The organism is Microbacterium paraoxydans (genome assembly GCF_900105335.1).
Lineage (GTDB): Bacteria > Actinomycetota > Actinomycetes > Actinomycetales > Microbacteriaceae > Microbacterium > Microbacterium paraoxydans.
The window spans coordinates 1,487,134-1,503,422 of sequence record NZ_LT629770.1 but is presented as its reverse complement, the minus strand read 5'-3'; the positions used below and the strand labels follow the sequence as shown (position 1 = coordinate 1,503,422).

The following is a 16,289-nucleotide window of genomic DNA, read 5'->3' as shown; positions in this document are numbered from 1 at the left end:
TAGAGAAGTTGCCCTGCGGGCCTGGTCGTGATGGCTGGGTCGTGGGAGCATCCGATCCTTGAGAACTCAACAGCGTGCACTTGTCAAATGCCAAATTATCCTCGTCTAGCTTCGGCTGGGTGAGAATTCCTTTGGATCAAAGACCAACCTCCTTGTGGGGTTGGCAACGGATGAAGTCAGCAATGAATTCGTCTCTTTGGTCAGCATCAAACTCGCTGCGTTCCGGTTTTTCCCCGGTTCGTATGCAATTTCTTTTTACGGAGAGTTTGATCCTGGCTCAGGATGAACGCTGGCGGCGTGCTTAACACATGCAAGTCGAACGGTGAACACGGAGCTTGCTCTGTGGGATCAGTGGCGAACGGGTGAGTAACACGTGAGCAACCTGCCCCTGACTCTGGGATAAGCGCTGGAAACGGCGTCTAATACTGGATATGTGACGTGACCGCATGGTCTGCGTTTGGAAAGATTTTTCGGTTGGGGATGGGCTCGCGGCCTATCAGCTTGTTGGTGAGGTAATGGCTCACCAAGGCGTCGACGGGTAGCCGGCCTGAGAGGGTGACCGGCCACACTGGGACTGAGACACGGCCCAGACTCCTACGGGAGGCAGCAGTGGGGAATATTGCACAATGGGCGAAAGCCTGATGCAGCAACGCCGCGTGAGGGATGACGGCCTTCGGGTTGTAAACCTCTTTTAGCAGGGAAGAAGCGAAAGTGACGGTACCTGCAGAAAAAGCGCCGGCTAACTACGTGCCAGCAGCCGCGGTAATACGTAGGGCGCAAGCGTTATCCGGAATTATTGGGCGTAAAGAGCTCGTAGGCGGTTTGTCGCGTCTGCTGTGAAATCCCGAGGCTCAACCTCGGGCCTGCAGTGGGTACGGGCAGACTAGAGTGCGGTAGGGGAGATTGGAATTCCTGGTGTAGCGGTGGAATGCGCAGATATCAGGAGGAACACCGATGGCGAAGGCAGATCTCTGGGCCGTAACTGACGCTGAGGAGCGAAAGGGTGGGGAGCAAACAGGCTTAGATACCCTGGTAGTCCACCCCGTAAACGTTGGGAACTAGTTGTGGGGTCCATTCCACGGATTCCGTGACGCAGCTAACGCATTAAGTTCCCCGCCTGGGGAGTACGGCCGCAAGGCTAAAACTCAAAGGAATTGACGGGGACCCGCACAAGCGGCGGAGCATGCGGATTAATTCGATGCAACGCGAAGAACCTTACCAAGGCTTGACATATACGAGAACGGGCCAGAAATGGTCAACTCTTTGGACACTCGTAAACAGGTGGTGCATGGTTGTCGTCAGCTCGTGTCGTGAGATGTTGGGTTAAGTCCCGCAACGAGCGCAACCCTCGTTCTATGTTGCCAGCACGTAATGGTGGGAACTCATGGGATACTGCCGGGGTCAACTCGGAGGAAGGTGGGGATGACGTCAAATCATCATGCCCCTTATGTCTTGGGCTTCACGCATGCTACAATGGCCGGTACAAAGGGCTGCAATACCGTGAGGTGGAGCGAATCCCAAAAAGCCGGTCCCAGTTCGGATTGAGGTCTGCAACTCGACCTCATGAAGTCGGAGTCGCTAGTAATCGCAGATCAGCAACGCTGCGGTGAATACGTTCCCGGGTCTTGTACACACCGCCCGTCAAGTCATGAAAGTCGGTAACACCTGAAGCCGGTGGCCTAACCCTTGTGGAGGGAGCTGTCGAAGGTGGGATCGGTAATTAGGACTAAGTCGTAACAAGGTAGCCGTACCGGAAGGTGCGGCTGGATCACCTCCTTTCTAAGGAGCATCTGACGCTTCGGCGTCCAGAACCCGGTTCGAAGGCATACGTTCTTCGCTGGGAGCTCATGGGTGGAACATTTGACATGGCATCGAGATCTGATCTCGGGACTAGTACGCCGCTTCGGTGGTTGGAAGGTTCTGGGTGAGGGGACCGGTGCCTGCACGCTGTTGGGTCCTGAGGGACCGGATGCGGATCTTTCGGGATCTGGTCTGAACCTCTGGACCTCTTTCTGTTTGTCCCTGTGGGGGCAGGTGGATGGGGGTTCCGCCCGTACTTTGAGAACTACACAGTGGACGCGAGCATCTTGCAACTGGTCTTTGATCAGTTGCGCAAGATGATCTTAAAGATCATTAGTCAATTTCTGATTCAGTCTTCGGACTGGTCGGGTTTTTGATTCAAACTCATGTGATTTCAAGTCTTTAAGAGCAAACGGTGGATGCCTTGGCATCTGGAGCCGAAGAAGGACGTAGCAATCTGCGATAAGCCTCGGGGAACTGATAAGCAAGTTTTGATCCGAGGGTGTCCGAATGGGGAAACCCCGCTGGGCGGCGTGCCGACCTAGTGACTCCCGCCTGAATATATAGGGCGGGTAGAGGGAACGTGGGGAAGTGAAACATCTCAGTACCCACAGGAAGAGAAAGCAACCGCGATTCCGTTAGTAGTGGCGAGCGAAACCGGATCAGGCTAAACCGAGTGTGTGTGATATCCGGCAGGAGTTGCATATTCGGGGTTGTGGGACTCACCAGTCAGTTCTGCCGAGCTGGCGACGTTACAGAAGCGTATAGACGAACGGTCTTGAAAGGCCGGTCATAGAGGGTGCCAACCCCGTAGTCGAAATGCGTGTTCTGGCGTGGAGAGTATCCCAAGTAGCACGGGGCCCGTGAAATCCCGTGTGAATCTGTCAGGACCACCTGATAAGCCTAAATACTCCCAGATGACCGATAGCGGACAAGTACCGTGAGGGAAAGGTGAAAAGTACCCCGGGAGGGGAGTGAAATAGTACCTGAAACCGTTTGCTTACAAACCGTTGGAGCACCCCTGGTAGGTGTGACAGCGTGCCTTTTGAAGAATGAGCCTGCGAGTTAGCGATATGTGGCGAGGTTAACCCGTGTGGGGTAGCCGTAGCGAAAGCGAGTCTGAATAGGGCGATTCAGTCGCATGTCCTAGACCCGAAGCGAAGTGATCTATCCATGGCCAGGTTGAAGCGACGGTAAGACGTCGTGGAGGACCGAACCCACTTAGGTTGAAAACTGAGGGGATGAGCTGTGGATAGGGGTGAAAGGCCAATCAAACTTCGTGATAGCTGGTTCTCTCCGAAATGCATTTAGGTGCAGCGTTGCGTGTTTCTTGCCGGAGGTAGAGCTACTGGATGGCCGATGGGCCCTACAAGGTTACTGACGTCAGCCAAACTCCGAATGCCGGTAAGTGAGAGCGCAGCAGTGAGACTGTGGGGGATAAGCTTCATAGTCGAGAGGGAAACAACCCAGACCACCAACTAAGGTCCCAAAGCGCGTGCTAAGTGGGAAAGGATGTGGAGTTGCTCTGACAACCAGGAGGTTGGCTTAGAAGCAGCCACCCTTGAAAGAGTGCGTAATAGCTCACTGGTCAAGTGATTCCGCGCCGACAATGTAACGGGGCTCAAGCACGCCACCGAAGTTGTGGCATTGACATTATTGGTAGGCCTTCGTGGTCCAGCCGTGTTGATGGGTAGGAGAGCGTCGTGTGGCCAGCGAAGCGGCGGTGGAAACCAGCCGTGGAGGCTACACGAGTGAGAATGCAGGCATGAGTAGCGAATGACGTGTGAGAAACACGTCCTCCGAAAGACCAAGGGTTCCAGGGTCAAGCTAATCTTCCCTGGGTAAGTCGGGACCTAAGGCGAGGCCGACAGGCGTAGTCGATGGACAACGGGTTGATATTCCCGTACCGGCGAAGAACCGCCCAAGCTAATCCAGTGGTGCTAAACGTCCGAGCCTTCACATCGTCGCCTTCGGGTGACACCGTGGAGGGGAGCACGTGACCCCATGCTGGTGCGGTTAGCGTATTAACAGGTGTGACGCAGGAAGGTAGTCCAAGCCAGGCGATGGTTGTCCTGGTGCAAGTGCGTAGGCCGAGTCGTAGGCAAATCCGCGACTCATACAGGCTGAGACACGATGCGGATAAAAAGTGGATGATCCTATGCTGCCGAGAAAAGCATCGACGCGAGGTTCTAGCCGCCCGTACCCCAAACCGACTCAGGTGGTCAGGTAGAGAATACCAAGGAGATCGAGAGAATCGTGGTTAAGGAACTCGGCAAAATGCCCCCGTAACTTCGGGAGAAGGGGGGCCTTCGACGTATTAGGACTTGCTCCGAAAGCGTTTGGAGGCCGCAGAGACTAGTGGGTAGCGACTGTTTACTAAAAACACAGGTCCGTGCCAAGTCGCAAGACGATGTATACGGACTGACGCCTGCCCGGTGCTGGAAGGTTAAGAGGACCGGTTAGCCGCAAGGCGAAGCTGAGAATTTAAGCCCCAGTAAACGGCGGTGGTAACTATAACCATCCTAAGGTAGCGAAATTCCTTGTCGGGTAAGTTCCGACCTGCACGAATGGCGTAACGACTTCCCAACTGTCTCAACCGCGAACTCGGCGAAATTGCATTACGAGTAAAGATGCTCGTTACGCGCAGCAGGACGGAAAGACCCCGTGACCTTTACTACAGCTTGGTATTGGTGTTCGGTGTGGCTTGTGTAGGATAGGTGGGAGACTTTGAAGCGGTGACGCCAGTTACCGTGGAGTCATTGTTGAAATACCACTCTGGTCACTCTGGATATCTAACTTCGAACCGTAATCCGGTTCAGGGACAGTGCCTGGTGGGTAGTTTAACTGGGGCGGTTGCCTCCCAAAAAGTAACGGAGGCGCCCAAAGGTTCCCTCAACCTGGTTGGCAATCAGGTGGCGAGTGTAAGTGCACAAGGGAGCTTGACTGTGAGACTGACAGGTCGAGCAGGGACGAAAGTCGGGACTAGTGATCCGGCAGTGGCTTGTGGAAGCGCTGTCGCTCAACGGATAAAAGGTACCTCGGGGATAACAGGCTGATCTTGCCCAAGAGTCCATATCGACGGCATGGTTTGGCACCTCGATGTCGGCTCGTCGCATCCTGGGGCTGGAGTAGGTCCCAAGGGTTGGGCTGTTCGCCCATTAAAGCGGTACGCGAGCTGGGTTTAGAACGTCGTGAGACAGTTCGGTCCCTATCCGCTGCGCGCGTAGGAAGTTTGAGAGGATCTGACCCTAGTACGAGAGGACCGGGTTGGACGAACCTCTGGTGTGTCAGTTGTTCCGCCAGGAGCACCGCTGATTAGCTACGTTCGGGATGGATAACCGCTGAAAGCATCTAAGCGGGAAGCCGGCCTCAAGATGAGACTTCCATACCTTCGGGTGAGAGGCTCCCAGCCAGACTACTGGGTTGATAGGCCAGATGTGGAAGCACGGTAACGTGTGCAGCTGACTGGTACTAATAAGCCGATGACTTGATAACACACCGTTTGTTGGTGCTTGCGTCCACTGAGTGGTTCTCGATGTACGGTCGAGAACTACCTTCAACAATGATTCATCATTGCTTTAGGTTTGATTGAAACATCAATAGTGTTTCGGCGGCCATAGCGTGAGGGAAACGCCCGGTCACATTCCGAACCCGGAAGCTAAGCCTCACAGCGCCGATGGTACTGCAGGGGGGACCCTGTGGGAGAGTAGGACACCGCCGGACTCCTTTTAGACAAGAAGGCCACCCAATGCTGGGTGGCCTTCTTGCGTTACCGCGGCTTTCGCGTCAGCGGGCCAGACGCGTCTCGAGCGTCGCCGCGGTCTCGCGCACCGCGTGCGCCAGCACGGCCTCTGCACCGTCGTCGCCGGCCCAGGTGACCGCGACCGCGGCGACGGGCCAGCCGGCCGCGTCGCGTACGACGGCGCCCACGGAGCGCAGACCTTCCGCGACCTCGCCGTCCTCCGTCGCCCAGCCTCGCGAGCGCACCTCCCGGAGGAGATCGCGCAGCTCGCCGGGGCGTCGCGGGCCCCGCCCGGTGCGGTCGGAGAACGCCGACGCGTCCGGGTACAGCGCCCGGACCTGTTCGCGGGGGAGGGCGGCGAGCATCGCGCGTCCGGTCGCGGTCAGGTGCGCGGGGAGTCGCACGCCCACGTCGGTCACCAGTGCCGGCCGCCGGGGCGCACGCTCCTCGACGATGTACAGCACGTCGCCGCCGCTCATGACCGCCAGGTGCGCGCTCTCCGCGAGTTGGTCGGAGAGTGCGGCGATGAGCGGACGGCCGAGCCGTGCCAACGGCTGCTGCCGCGCATAGCCCCCCGCCAGTTCGAACGCCGACGTCCCGAGCCCCCACCGGCGCTCCTCGCGGAGGTGCAGCACGAAGCCGTGGGTGGCGAGCGTGTGCAGCAGGTGGTACACCGTCGATCGCGGAAGCATCAGCTCGCGGGCGATCGCGGAGGCCGCCACCGGTGCAGGACGGCCTGCCAGGTAGCTCAGAATGCGCAGAGTCTGCGCCGCGGCGGGCACCTGGCTGTCGTCGGTCTCCGAGTTGTCTGGGATCACAGACACAGGTTGCCACGAAGCCGCGTGCGCGTCGACCCCGCGGGTGTGGAATCGAGACATGAGCGATCCAGCCCCTGTCCTCGTCGGCGCGGCCCCTTTGTCTGCTGCGGATGTCGTCCGCGTCGTCCGTCACGATGTGCCCGTCGTCGTCGACCCCGCCGCGCTGGATAGGGTCGCCGAGACCCGCCGTGTGGTCGACGGCCTCGCCGCTGACCCGAACCCGCATTATGGGGTGTCCACCGGCTTCGGCGCGCTGGCGACGACCTTCATCGCTCCGGAACGTCGCCTGCAGCTGCAGGCGAGCCTCATCCGATCGCACGCCGCCGGCACCGGCGCCGAGGTCGAGCGGGAAGTGGTGCGCGGGCTGCAGGTGCTGCGCCTCCAGACGCTTGCCTCCGGGCGCACGGGGGTTCGTCCCGTCGTCGTCGAGACGTATGCCGCGCTGCTCAACGCGGGCATCGTGCCGGTGGTCCGCGAGTACGGGTCGCTGGGGTGCTCGGGGGATCTCGCGCCCCTCGCCCACATCGCCCTCGCCGCCATGGGAGAGGGCGAGGTCCGCGACGCCACGGGCCGACTCGTCCCGGCGGCCGATGCCCTTGCGGACGCCGGCATCGAGCCGCTCACGCTTGTGGAGAAGGAGGGCCTCGCCCTCATCAACGGCACGGACGGGATGCTCGGCACGCTGGTGCTCGCGCTCCATGACCTGGAGATGCTGCTGCTCACAGCCGATGTGGCGGCGGCGATGTCCGTCGAGTCGCAGCTCGGCACGGACGCGGTGTTCGCCGCCGATCTCATGGTGCTGCGTCCGCAGGCGGGACAGGCCACCTCAGCCGGCCACCTCCGTGCCCTGCTCGCCGGCTCGCCGATGGTCGCGAGCCACAAGGGCCCGGAAGACGGCCGTGTCCAGGACGCGTACTCCCTACGGTGTTCCCCGCAGGTGCATGGCGCCGCACGTGACACGCTCGGGCATGCTGCCATGATCGCGGAGCGCGAGCTCTCCAGCGTCATCGACAACCCCATCATCACCCTCGACGGCCGCATCGAGTCGAACGGCAACTTCCACGGGGCGCCCGTCGCCGCGGTCCTCGACTTCCTGGCGATCTCGATCGCCGACGTCGCCTCCGTGTCCGAGCGGCGCACCGACCGCGCGCTGGACCCGGCCCGCAGCCACGGGCTCCCGCCGTTCCTCGCGGCGGAGGTCGGAGTCGACTCCGGGCTGATGATCGCGCAGTACGCGGCGGCCGGCATCGTCTCCGAGCTCAAGCGTCTCGCGGTTCCCGCCTCGGTGGACTCCATCCCGTCCTCGGCGATGCAGGAGGACCACGTCTCGATGGGCTGGGCCGCAGCACGGAAGCTGCGTCGGGCGATCGACGGTCTCTCCCGCGTCCTCGCGATCGAGATCCTCACCGCCGCCCGCGCGCTGGATCTCCGCGCGCCGCTCGAGGCGGGGCCGGCGACCGGAGCCGTGCGCGACCTCGTCCGCACGGTCGCCGCGGGCCCCGGCCCTGACCGCCACCTCTCGCCCGAGATGGAAGCCGTGACCGACCTCGTCCAGTCGGGTGCCATCGCCCGTGTCGCAAAGGAGCACATGCATGACTGAGGAGAACGCAGCGCGCACGGTACGCGCGGCCCGCGGTGCCGAGCGCACCGCCAAGAGCTGGGGCGCGGAAGCGGCCAAGCGCATGCTCATGAACAACCTCGATCCCGAGGTCGCCGAGCACCCCGAAGACCTCGTGGTCTACGGCGGGACGGGCAAGGCGGCGCGCAATTGGGCGGCGTACGAGGCGATCGTCCGCACGCTCGACGAGCTGGAGCCCGATGAGACGCTGCTCGTCCAGTCCGGCAAGCCGGTGGGCGTGTTCCGCACCCACGAGTGGGCGCCGCGCGTGCTCATCGCCAACTCGAACCTCGTCGGCGATTGGGCGACCTGGCCGGAGTTCCGTCGTCTGGAGGAGCTGGGGCTGACCATGTACGGCCAGATGACCGCGGGCTCCTGGATCTACATCGGCACGCAGGGCATCCTGCAGGGGACGTACGAGACGTTCGCCGCGGTCGCCCGCTCGCTCGGGCGGGACTCCCTGCGGGGGACGCTGACGCTGACCGCCGGTGCGGGCGGGATGGGCGGGGCGCAACCTCTCGCCGTGACCCTCAACGAGGGTGCGGTCCTGATCGTGGACGTCGACGAGACGCGGCTGGCCCGCCGCGTCGAGCACCGGTACCTCGACGAGTACACCACCGACCTGGACGCGGCAGTGGCCCGGGTCGTCGCGGCGAAGGACGCCGGTCGCGCCCTCTCGGTCGGCGTCGTGGGCAATGCCGCGGAGATCTTCCCGGAGCTCCTGCGTCGGGGCGTGCCGATCGACGTCGTGACCGACCAGACCAGCGCTCACGACCCGCTCGCCTACCTGCCGATCGGCATCGAGGTGGACCGCTGGAAGGAGGAGGCGGCGCGCGACCCCGAGGAGTTCACCCGCCGGTCGAGGGAATCCATGGCCGCCCACGTCGCCGCGATGGTCGGCTTCCAGGACGCCGGGGCGGCGGTCTTCGACTACGGCAACTCGATCCGCGCGGAGGCGCAGCTCGGTGGATTCGACCGGGCGTTCGCGTTCCCCGGATTCGTCCCCGCCTACATCCGCCCGCAGTTCGAGGAGGGGCGCGGACCGTTCCGCTGGGTGGCGCTGTCCGGAGACCCGGAGGACATCTTCAAGACGGACCGCGCGATCGCCGAGCTCTTCCCTGAGGACACCGCGCTGCACCGCTGGCTCGACAAGGCGGGCTCGGCCGTCCACTTCGAGGGTCTCCCGGCGCGCATCTGCTGGCTGGGCTACCAGGAGCGGCACCTCGCCGGACTGAAGTTCAACGAGATGGTCGCCTCGGGAGAGCTGTCCGCGCCGATCGTCATCGGCCGCGACCACCTCGACTCCGGCTCCGTCGCGTCGCCGTACCGGGAGACTGAGGCAATGAAGGACGGCTCCGACGCGATCGCCGACTGGCCGCTGCTCAACGCCCTCCTCAACACCGCCTCCGGGGCGTCGTGGGTGTCGCTGCACCACGGCGGCGGGGTGGGGATCGGCCGCTCGATCCACGCCGGGCAGGTCACGGTGGCGGACGGTTCGGCTCTCGCGGCGGAGAAGCTCGCCCGGGTGCTGACGAACGACCCCGGGACCGGTGTCATGCGGCACGTGGACGCCGGGTACGACCACGCCGCGGAGGTCGCGCGCGACCGCGGACTGAAGGTGCCGATGCTGTGACGACGACGCTCATCTCCGGGATCGGGGAACTGACCACCAACGTCGCCGCCGGGGGCGACCCGACCGGCACACTCCGCGATGCGGCCGTGCTGATCGACGGCGCGCGGATCGCGTGGGTGGGCTCGTCCGCTGCGGCCCCCGCGGCCGACGAGGTCGTCGACGCCGGGGGTCGGGCCGTGATCCCCGGATTCGTCGACAGCCACAGCCATCTCGTCTTCGGTGGCGATCGGGCGGCGGAGTTCGAGGCGCGCATGGCGGGGCAGCCGTACGCGGCGGGCGGCATCCGCTCGACGGTGCAGGCGACGCGGGCGGCGACCGACGACGAGCTCCGCGCCCGACTGCGCGGGTTCATCGAGGAGCTGCGGGCGCAGGGCACCACCACGGTCGAGATCAAGAGCGGCTACGGTCTCGCCGTCGCGGAGGAGGAGCGCCTCGTGCGCCTCGCCGCCGAGGTGACGCCGGAGGTCACGTTCCTCGGTGCGCATGTGGTGCCCGTCGAGTACGCCGACGATCCCGATGCCTATGTCGACCTCGTGGTGGGGCCGATGCTCGACGCGTGCTCCCCGCACTCCCGGTGGATCGACGTCTTCTGCGAGACCGGCGCGTTCACGGTAGCGCAGTCACGGCGGATCCTGGAGGCGGGCATCACCCGGGGTCTCGCTCCTCGGGTGCATGCGAGCCAGCTCGGTCCGGGCGACGGCGTGCGGATGGCTGTCGAGCTGGGGGCGGCCTCGGTGGATCACGGCACCTACCTCACCGACGCGGACATCGCCGCGCTCGCCGCGTCGGACACGGTGCTCACGCTGCTTCCCGGCGTGGAGTTCTCCACGCGCCAGCCCTATCCGGATGCGCGCCGGCTCCTCGACGCGGGCGTGACGGTCGCGCTGGCGTGCGACACGAACCCGGGGTCGAGCTTCACCTCGTCCATGGCCTTCTGCATCGCCATCGCCGTGCGGGACATGGGCATGACCACGGCGGAGGCGGTCTGGGCCGCGACCGCCGGCGGGGCGCGGGCACTCCGGCGGGACGACATCGGCCGGATCACTCCCGGGGCGCGCGCCGACCTCGTGGTGCTCGACGCCCCCTCCCGCGTGCATCTGGCGTATCGCCCGGGTGTGCCGTTGGTACAGCGCGTCTGGAAGGACGGCCTCGCGGTCGGGTAAGGCCGCGCGGGCTAGCGTGCCGCGAGGCCGGCGAGCAGCTCGAGCACGCAGAGGGCAGCGAGTCGCACGGTGCGACCGTCCTCGGCGTCCGCGGTCGCGTCGACCTCGGCGATGTCGGCGCTCACGACCCGCGGATCAGCGGCGACCGCCCGGGTGAGGGCGCGAAGCTCCCACGCCGCCAGGCCTCCCGGGACGCTGGCCGGGCAGCCCGGTGCGACCGCGCGGTCGCACACGTCCACGTCGATGTCGAGGTGCACCCGGGCGGCGTCGCCCGCGCCCGCGATCGCGACCGCCTCGGCCACGACGTCGGCGACGCCGCGACGGCGCACGTCGTCGAGGGTGATGACCCGGATGCCCCAGTCCGCCGCGCGGCGGGCGTAGGCGGTGGAGTTCGCGAAGTCGGCGAGGCCGATCTGCACGATGCGGGTGGGGTCGACGCGGGCCGTCGGGACGCCTGCCGCGGCGGGGACGTCCTCGACGAGCCGCCGCACCGGGGTGCCGTTGGACACGCCGTCGCGCAGGTCGAAGTGGGCGTCGAACGTGATCAGGCCCGTGGTCCGGGCACCGAGCGCGACCGGGTAGGTGAGGGAGTTGTCGCCGCCGAGGGCGATGACGAGGTCTGAGGCGTCCGCGAGCTCCCGGACCCGCTCGATCGTCCGCGCCTCTCCCGCATCGCCGTCCGTCTCCGGCACGTCCCCGGCGTCCGCGATGCGGAGCACCTCGTCCAGATCGATCGTCGGTGGGCCGAGGATCGTCGTGCCGTAGCGGGGGAGCGCCTCGCGGATCGCGGCCGGAGTCGCGTGCGCCCCGGTCGGGGACAGCGAGGTGCGCCAGGTCGGGACGCCGAGGAGCACCGCATCGGCCGTGCCCTCGAACGCGGGCCAGGCGCCGGCACGCGGCCAGAGCGGATCGTGGGACAGCGCCATGTCAGACTCCCGGGATCAGGGCGTGGGCGACGGTGAAGATCGCGAGGCCGGCGAGGGCGCCGACGACGGTGCCGTTGAGGCGGATGTACTGCAGGTCGCGGCCGACCATGAGCTCGATCTTCTCGGTGGTCTCGGCCGGATCCCAGCGCTCGACCGTGTCGGTGATGATCGAGGCGATGTCGTGCCGGTACCGGTCGACGAGGAAGACGGCCGCATCGGAGACCCACGTGTCGACGCGGCGCTGGAGGGCGGCGTCGGTCGTGAGCCGCTCGCCGACCTCCTGCAGCGCCTGCACTGCGCGGCGCCGCAGCCCGCTCTCCGGGTCGGCGAGGGAGGTGAGGAGTCCGTTCTTGGCGGTGTTCCACGCCTCTGCGGCGAGGGCGCCGACGCGCGGGCTGTCGAAGAGCGCGGCCTTGGCGTTCTCCAGCTTCTCGCGCGTCGCGGGATCGTTCTGCAGAGCGTCCGCGAGGCGGGACAGGTACCCGTCGACCGCGAGGCGAGCCGGATGCCGCGGGTCGGCCTGCACGGCGCGGACGAACTTGACCGCCTCGTTGTACACCGTGTCATCGATGAGGCGGTGGGCGATCTTCGGCATCCATCCGGGGAGGCGCCGGGAGACGAGTCCGGTGAAGGAGGCGGCGTTCGCGTCGAGCCACCGCCCGATGCTGTCCACCGCGAGGTCGACGGCCCCGTGGTGCGCCTCGGCGTCCACGATCTTCTCCAGCCACGCCCCGGCGGGCGGCCCCCACTCCGGGGCGACGAGGTGCTCGCGGGCGAGGTCGGCGAGGAGGTCGCGCACGTCGTCGTCGCTGAGCGCGTTCAGCACGGCCGTCGCGATCGTCGCTCCCTCGGCCGCCACGCGCTCGGCATGCGGGGTCTCGCGGAGCCACTCCCCGGCGCGGAGGGCGATCGCGGTGCTGGTGAGCTTGGTGCGCACGACGTCGGCGGCGAGGAAGTTCGTCTCCACGAACTCGCCGAGCGTGCGGCCGATCTCGTCCTTGCGGTTCGGGATGATCGCGGTGTGCGGGATGGGGAGGCCCAGCGGACGGCGGAACAGCGCGGTCACCGCGAACCAGTCCGCGAGCGCGCCGACCATGCCGCCCTCCGCGGCGGCGCGGACGTACGCGAGCCCACCCACCCGTTCCTGGAACGCGAACGCGACGACGAAGGCGAGGGCCATGAAGATCAGCGCCCCGAGCGCGACGGCCTTCATCCGCCGCAGCGCGCGCCGGCGCTCCTGGTCGGCGAGGGAGAGCAGCGTCGTGGGTGTTCGCGGCATGACGTCATCCTTTCACGGGGCGAGTAGCCTCGATACGTGATCGAAGACATCAAGAAGCGCGCCCTGCACCGCACCAGCATTCTCGAGGGTCAGATGCGCGGCGTCGCGCGGATGATCGAGAGCGAGGAGTACTGCATGGACATCATCACGCAGTCCCGCGCGATCCAGCGCTCCCTCGAGTCGCTCAACCGTCTGCTGCTGGAGAACCACCTGCGCACGCACGTCACCCACATGTTCGAGGACGGCGGCGAGGAGCGCGACAAGGCCGTCGGCGAGCTCCTCAAGGCGTTCGATTTCGACCGCAAGTAAGCGAGAGGCGCGGACGGCCTTTCAGCCGACCGCGTACCGGTCGGCGACCGCCAGCGCCTCCTCGATCGCCGCCAGCCCCCGCACCAGCTCCGCCTCCTCGATCACCAGCGGCGGGGCGATGTGCACGCGGTGGAAGTGCGTGAAGGGCCAGACCCCTGCCCGCTTCGCGGCGGCGGCGAACGCGGTCATCGGCGCGGCGTCGGCACCGCTCGCGTTGAACGGCACCAGCGGCTCCCTGGTCCGCTGATCCCGCACGAGCTCCACCGCCCAGAACAGCCCGCGACCGCGCACCTCGCCCACGCTCGGATGCGACTGCGCCCACGAGCGCAGGGTCGGACCGACGACCCGCTCGCCGAGGTCGCGCACCCGTTCCAGGATGCCGTCCCGGCGGAACACCTCGAACGTGGCCACACCGGCCGCGCAGGCGAGAGGGTGCCCGGAGTACGTCAGTCCGCCCGCGAACGGGACGGTGTCGAAGGCCGCGGCGATGCGGTCGGAGATCACGACGCCGCCGAGCGGCACGTAGCCCGAGTTCACGCCCTTCGCGAAGGTGATCAGGTCGGGGCGGGCCTCGAACGCGTCGATCCCGAACCACTCGCCGAGCCGGCCGAATCCGACCATCACCTCGTCCGCGATGAAGACGATCCCGTAGCGATCGCAGAGCGCGCGCACCCCGGGCAGATAGCCGGGCGGCGGAAGAAGCACGCCGTTGGTGCCGACGACCGTCTCGACGATGATCGCGGCGATGGTCTGCGGCCCCTCGAGCTGGATGGTCTGCTCCAGGTGCGCGAGGGCGCGCTCCGTCTCCTGCTCGGGCGTCTCGCTGTGGAACGGGGAGCGGTAGAGGTACGGTCCGAAGAACCGCACGGCCCCGGTGTCCGTGACGTCGTTCGCCCAGCGGCGCGGGTCGCCGGTGAGGGAGATCGCGGTCGCGGTGGAGCCGTGGTAGCTGCGGTACATCGACAGCACCTTCCGGCGGCCCGTGGCCTGCCGGGCCATGCGCACCGCGTACTCGTTCGCCTCCGCGCCGCCGTTCGTGAAGAACACCTTCTCGAACCCGTCGGGAGCGACCTCGGCGATGAGGCGGGCGAGCTCCCCTCGGACATCGTTGGCCATCGACGGCTGGATGGTCGCGAGCCGCCCGGCCTGCTGCTGGATCGCGGCGACGAGGTCCGGGTGCTGGTGGCCGAGGTTGAGGTTCACGAGCTGGCTGGAGAAGTCGAGGTACGCGGTGCCCCCGTAGTCCCAGAAGGTCGAACCTCGACCCGCGGCGACCGGCATCGGGTCGATCAGCGCCTGGGCGCTCCAGGAGTGGAAGACGTGGGCGCGGTCGTCGGCGCGCACCTGCGCCTCGGCGTCCGGGGCGGGGAGCCGGGAGGAGAGTCCGTGGCGGTCGGTGAAGGTCGTCATCGGGGGCGCTCCTCGTCAGTGGTTGCTCGGGAAGCCGAGGTCGATCTGCGACGGGGTGTGGTCGGGCCACCGCGTCGTCACGACCTTCGACCGCGTGTAGAAGTGCACGGACTCGGGGCCGTAGATGTGCGCGTCGCCGAAGAGCGAGTCCTTCCACCCGCCGAACGAGTAGGCGCCGATGGGCACCGGGATCGGGACGTTGACGCCGACCATGCCGACCTCGATGTCGAACTCGTACTGCCGCGCTGTCCCGCCGTCGCGCGTGAAGATCGCGGTCCCGTTGCCGTAGGCGTTCGCGTTGACGAGCGCGACCGCCTCCGCGTAGGAGCCCACGCGCACGACGGACAGAACCGGGCCGAAGATCTCGTCGTCGTAGACGCGCATGCCGGGTGTGACGTCGTCGATCAGGCTCACCCCGAGGAAGAAGCCGTCGCCGTCGAACGGCGTCGTCGTGCCGTCGACGACGACCGTGGCACCCTCGCCGGGAGCTTCCGTGACGTAGGAGGCGACCCGGTCACGGTGCTCCGCGGTGATGAGCGGCCCCATCTCGCTCGCCGGGTCCGTGCCGGGGCCTATCGAGAGGCCGTCGATGCGGCGGGCGATCGCGGCGACGAGGTCGTCGGCGATGTCGCCGACCGCCACGAGCACGGACACCGCCATGCAGCGCTCGCCCGCGGAGCCGTACGCTGCGGAGACGGCGGCGTCGGCGGCCGCGTCGATGTCGGCGTCGGGCATCACGACCATGTGGTTCTTCGCGCCGCCGAGCGCCTGAACCCGCTTCCCGGCGGCGGACGCCCGTTCGTAGATCGACCGGGCGATCGGGGTCGAGCCGACGAAGCTCACCGCCTGCACCCGCGGGGAGTCGAGGAGCGCGTCCACGGCCTCCCGGTCGCCGTGCACGACGTTGAGGACGCCGTCCGGGAGACCGGCCTCGCGGAACAGCCGTGCGAGCCAGACCGCGGCGGACGGATCCTTCTCGCTGGGCTTGAGGACGACGGTGTTGCCGCACGCGATGGCGGAGGCGACCATCCACAGCGGCACCATGACCGGGAAGTTGAACGGAGTGATGGCCGCGACCACGCCGACCGGCTGCTTCACGGAGTGCACGTCGACCCCGCGGGCGACCTGCTCGCTGCGCTCGCCCTTGAGCAGGTGCACGAGACCGGCCGCGAACTCGACGTTCTCGATGCCACGGGACACCTCGCCGGCGGCGTCGGACAGGACCTTGCCGTGCTCGGACGTGACGATGGCCGCCAGCTCGCCCATGCGCTCTTTGAGGAGCTGACGGAGCCGGAAGAACACGTCGGCGCGCTTGATGAGGCTCGTCTCCCGCCACGCCGGGAGGGCCGCGGCCGCGGCGGCCACCGCGGCGTCGACCTCGGTGGCAGAGGCGAACGCGACCTCTTTCGTGACGACTCCTGTCGCCGGATCGAAGACGAGGCCTCGGCGGGCCGCGTCGCCGGTATCGGTGCCGTTGATGACGTGACGGACGATGTCCACGGATGCTCCTTCGCAGAGGGGATCGCGTCTCGCACACTCTGACCGAGGGTCGCTACGCTGGGGCTCGGCCCATGCTGACAGGAAACGAAGC

Annotated in this window: 9 protein-coding genes and 3 rRNA genes; 7 read left to right on the top strand and 5 right to left on the bottom strand. The window is 66.2% G+C overall.

Annotation, left to right across the window (positions count from 1 at the left end; genetic code table 11):
- Positions 1-254 precede the first annotated feature (254 nt).
- The 3 genes from BLU02_RS07615 to rrf all read left to right on the top strand — a co-directional run bounded on the left by BLU02_RS07615 (position 255) and on the right by rrf (position 5,523).
- A 16S ribosomal RNA gene (locus tag BLU02_RS07615) occupies positions 255-1,779 on the top strand.
- Between the two features lie 413 nt (positions 1,780-2,192).
- Positions 2,193-5,295: ribosomal RNA gene (locus tag BLU02_RS07610) — 23S ribosomal RNA — on the top strand.
- Positions 5,296-5,406: 111 nt separating this feature from the next.
- Positions 5,407-5,523 (top strand): 5S ribosomal RNA (gene rrf / locus BLU02_RS07605).
- Together the 16S, 23S and 5S rRNA genes form the textbook arrangement of a ribosomal RNA operon.
- A gap of 63 nt (positions 5,524-5,586) precedes the next feature.
- On the opposite strand, the gene BLU02_RS07600 is transcribed toward rrf, so the two are convergent.
- Positions 5,587-6,324, bottom strand: coding sequence for an IclR family transcriptional regulator (locus BLU02_RS07600; protein WP_231919676.1), 738 nt, complete (start codon positions 6,322-6,324; stop codon positions 5,587-5,589).
- Between the two features lie 94 nt (positions 6,325-6,418).
- Between BLU02_RS07600 and hutH the strand changes: the two genes are divergently transcribed.
- Genes hutH through hutI form a run of 3 tightly spaced genes read left to right on the top strand, consistent with a single transcriptional unit; the run spans position 6,419 to position 10,774 of the window.
- Positions 6,419-7,960 carry a histidine ammonia-lyase gene (gene hutH / locus BLU02_RS07595; protein ID WP_060922953.1) on the top strand — a complete coding sequence of 514 codons (1,542 nt, stop codon included), beginning with the start codon at positions 6,419-6,421 and terminating at the stop codon, positions 7,958-7,960.
- Positions 7,953-9,611: a urocanate hydratase gene (gene hutU, locus BLU02_RS07590; RefSeq protein ID WP_060922952.1), complete on the top strand. Its 1,659-nt coding sequence runs from the start codon at positions 7,953-7,955 to the stop codon at positions 9,609-9,611. Before hutH ends, hutU begins: the two co-directional genes overlap by 8 nt.
- Positions 9,608-10,774 (top strand): imidazolonepropionase, encoded by a 1,167-nt coding sequence (gene hutI, locus BLU02_RS07585; protein WP_060922951.1) that lies wholly within the window; start codon positions 9,608-9,610, stop codon positions 10,772-10,774. The genes hutU and hutI overlap by 4 nt, the downstream gene beginning before the upstream one ends.
- 11 nt (positions 10,775-10,785) lie before the next feature.
- Here the strand turns inward: hutI and BLU02_RS07580 are convergent, their stop codons facing one another.
- A complete protein-coding gene (locus tag BLU02_RS07580; RefSeq protein WP_083370923.1) occupies positions 10,786-11,700 on the bottom strand; it encodes an arginase family protein in 915 nt (304 codons plus the stop codon).
- A 1-nt stretch (position 11,701) separates the two neighbouring features.
- Positions 11,702-12,979, bottom strand: a complete 1,278-nt coding sequence (locus BLU02_RS07575; RefSeq protein WP_060922949.1) for a DUF445 domain-containing protein — start codon at positions 12,977-12,979, stop codon at positions 11,702-11,704.
- Positions 12,980-13,015: 36 nt separating this feature from the next.
- Here BLU02_RS07575 and BLU02_RS07570 point away from each other — a divergent pair, with 36 nt between their 5' ends.
- A complete protein-coding gene (locus BLU02_RS07570; RefSeq protein WP_060922948.1) occupies positions 13,016-13,288 on the top strand; it encodes a metal-sensitive transcriptional regulator in 273 nt (90 codons plus the stop codon).
- Positions 13,289-13,309: 21 nt separating this feature from the next.
- Here BLU02_RS07570 and BLU02_RS07565 read toward each other — a convergent pair whose 3' ends face one another.
- Entirely contained in the window at positions 13,310-14,698 is a 1,389-nt protein-coding gene (locus BLU02_RS07565) for an aspartate aminotransferase family protein (protein WP_060922947.1), read from the bottom strand.
- 15 nt (positions 14,699-14,713) lie between these two features.
- Positions 14,714-16,198, bottom strand: coding sequence for a CoA-acylating methylmalonate-semialdehyde dehydrogenase (locus BLU02_RS07560; protein ID WP_060922946.1), 1,485 nt, complete (start codon positions 16,196-16,198; stop codon positions 14,714-14,716).
- Between the last annotated feature and the right edge of the window lie 91 nt (positions 16,199-16,289).

What these genes read in the sequence shown, in the direction of transcription:
- BLU02_RS07565 (WP_060922947.1), bottom strand. Translation starts at nt 14,698, where the DNA reads ATGACGACCTTCACCGACCGCCACGGACTCTCCTCCCGGCTCCCCGCC.
- BLU02_RS07580 (WP_083370923.1), bottom strand. Translation starts at nt 11,700, where the DNA reads ATGGCGCTGTCCCACGATCCGCTCTGGCCGCGTGCCGGCGCCTGGCCC.
- BLU02_RS07575 (WP_060922949.1), bottom strand. Translation starts at nt 12,979, where the DNA reads ATGCCGCGAACACCCACGACGCTGCTCTCCCTCGCCGACCAGGAGCGC.
- hutU (WP_060922952.1), top strand. Translation starts at nt 7,953, where the DNA reads ATGACTGAGGAGAACGCAGCGCGCACGGTACGCGCGGCCCGCGGTGCC.
- hutH (WP_060922953.1), top strand. Translation starts at nt 6,419, where the DNA reads ATGAGCGATCCAGCCCCTGTCCTCGTCGGCGCGGCCCCTTTGTCTGCT.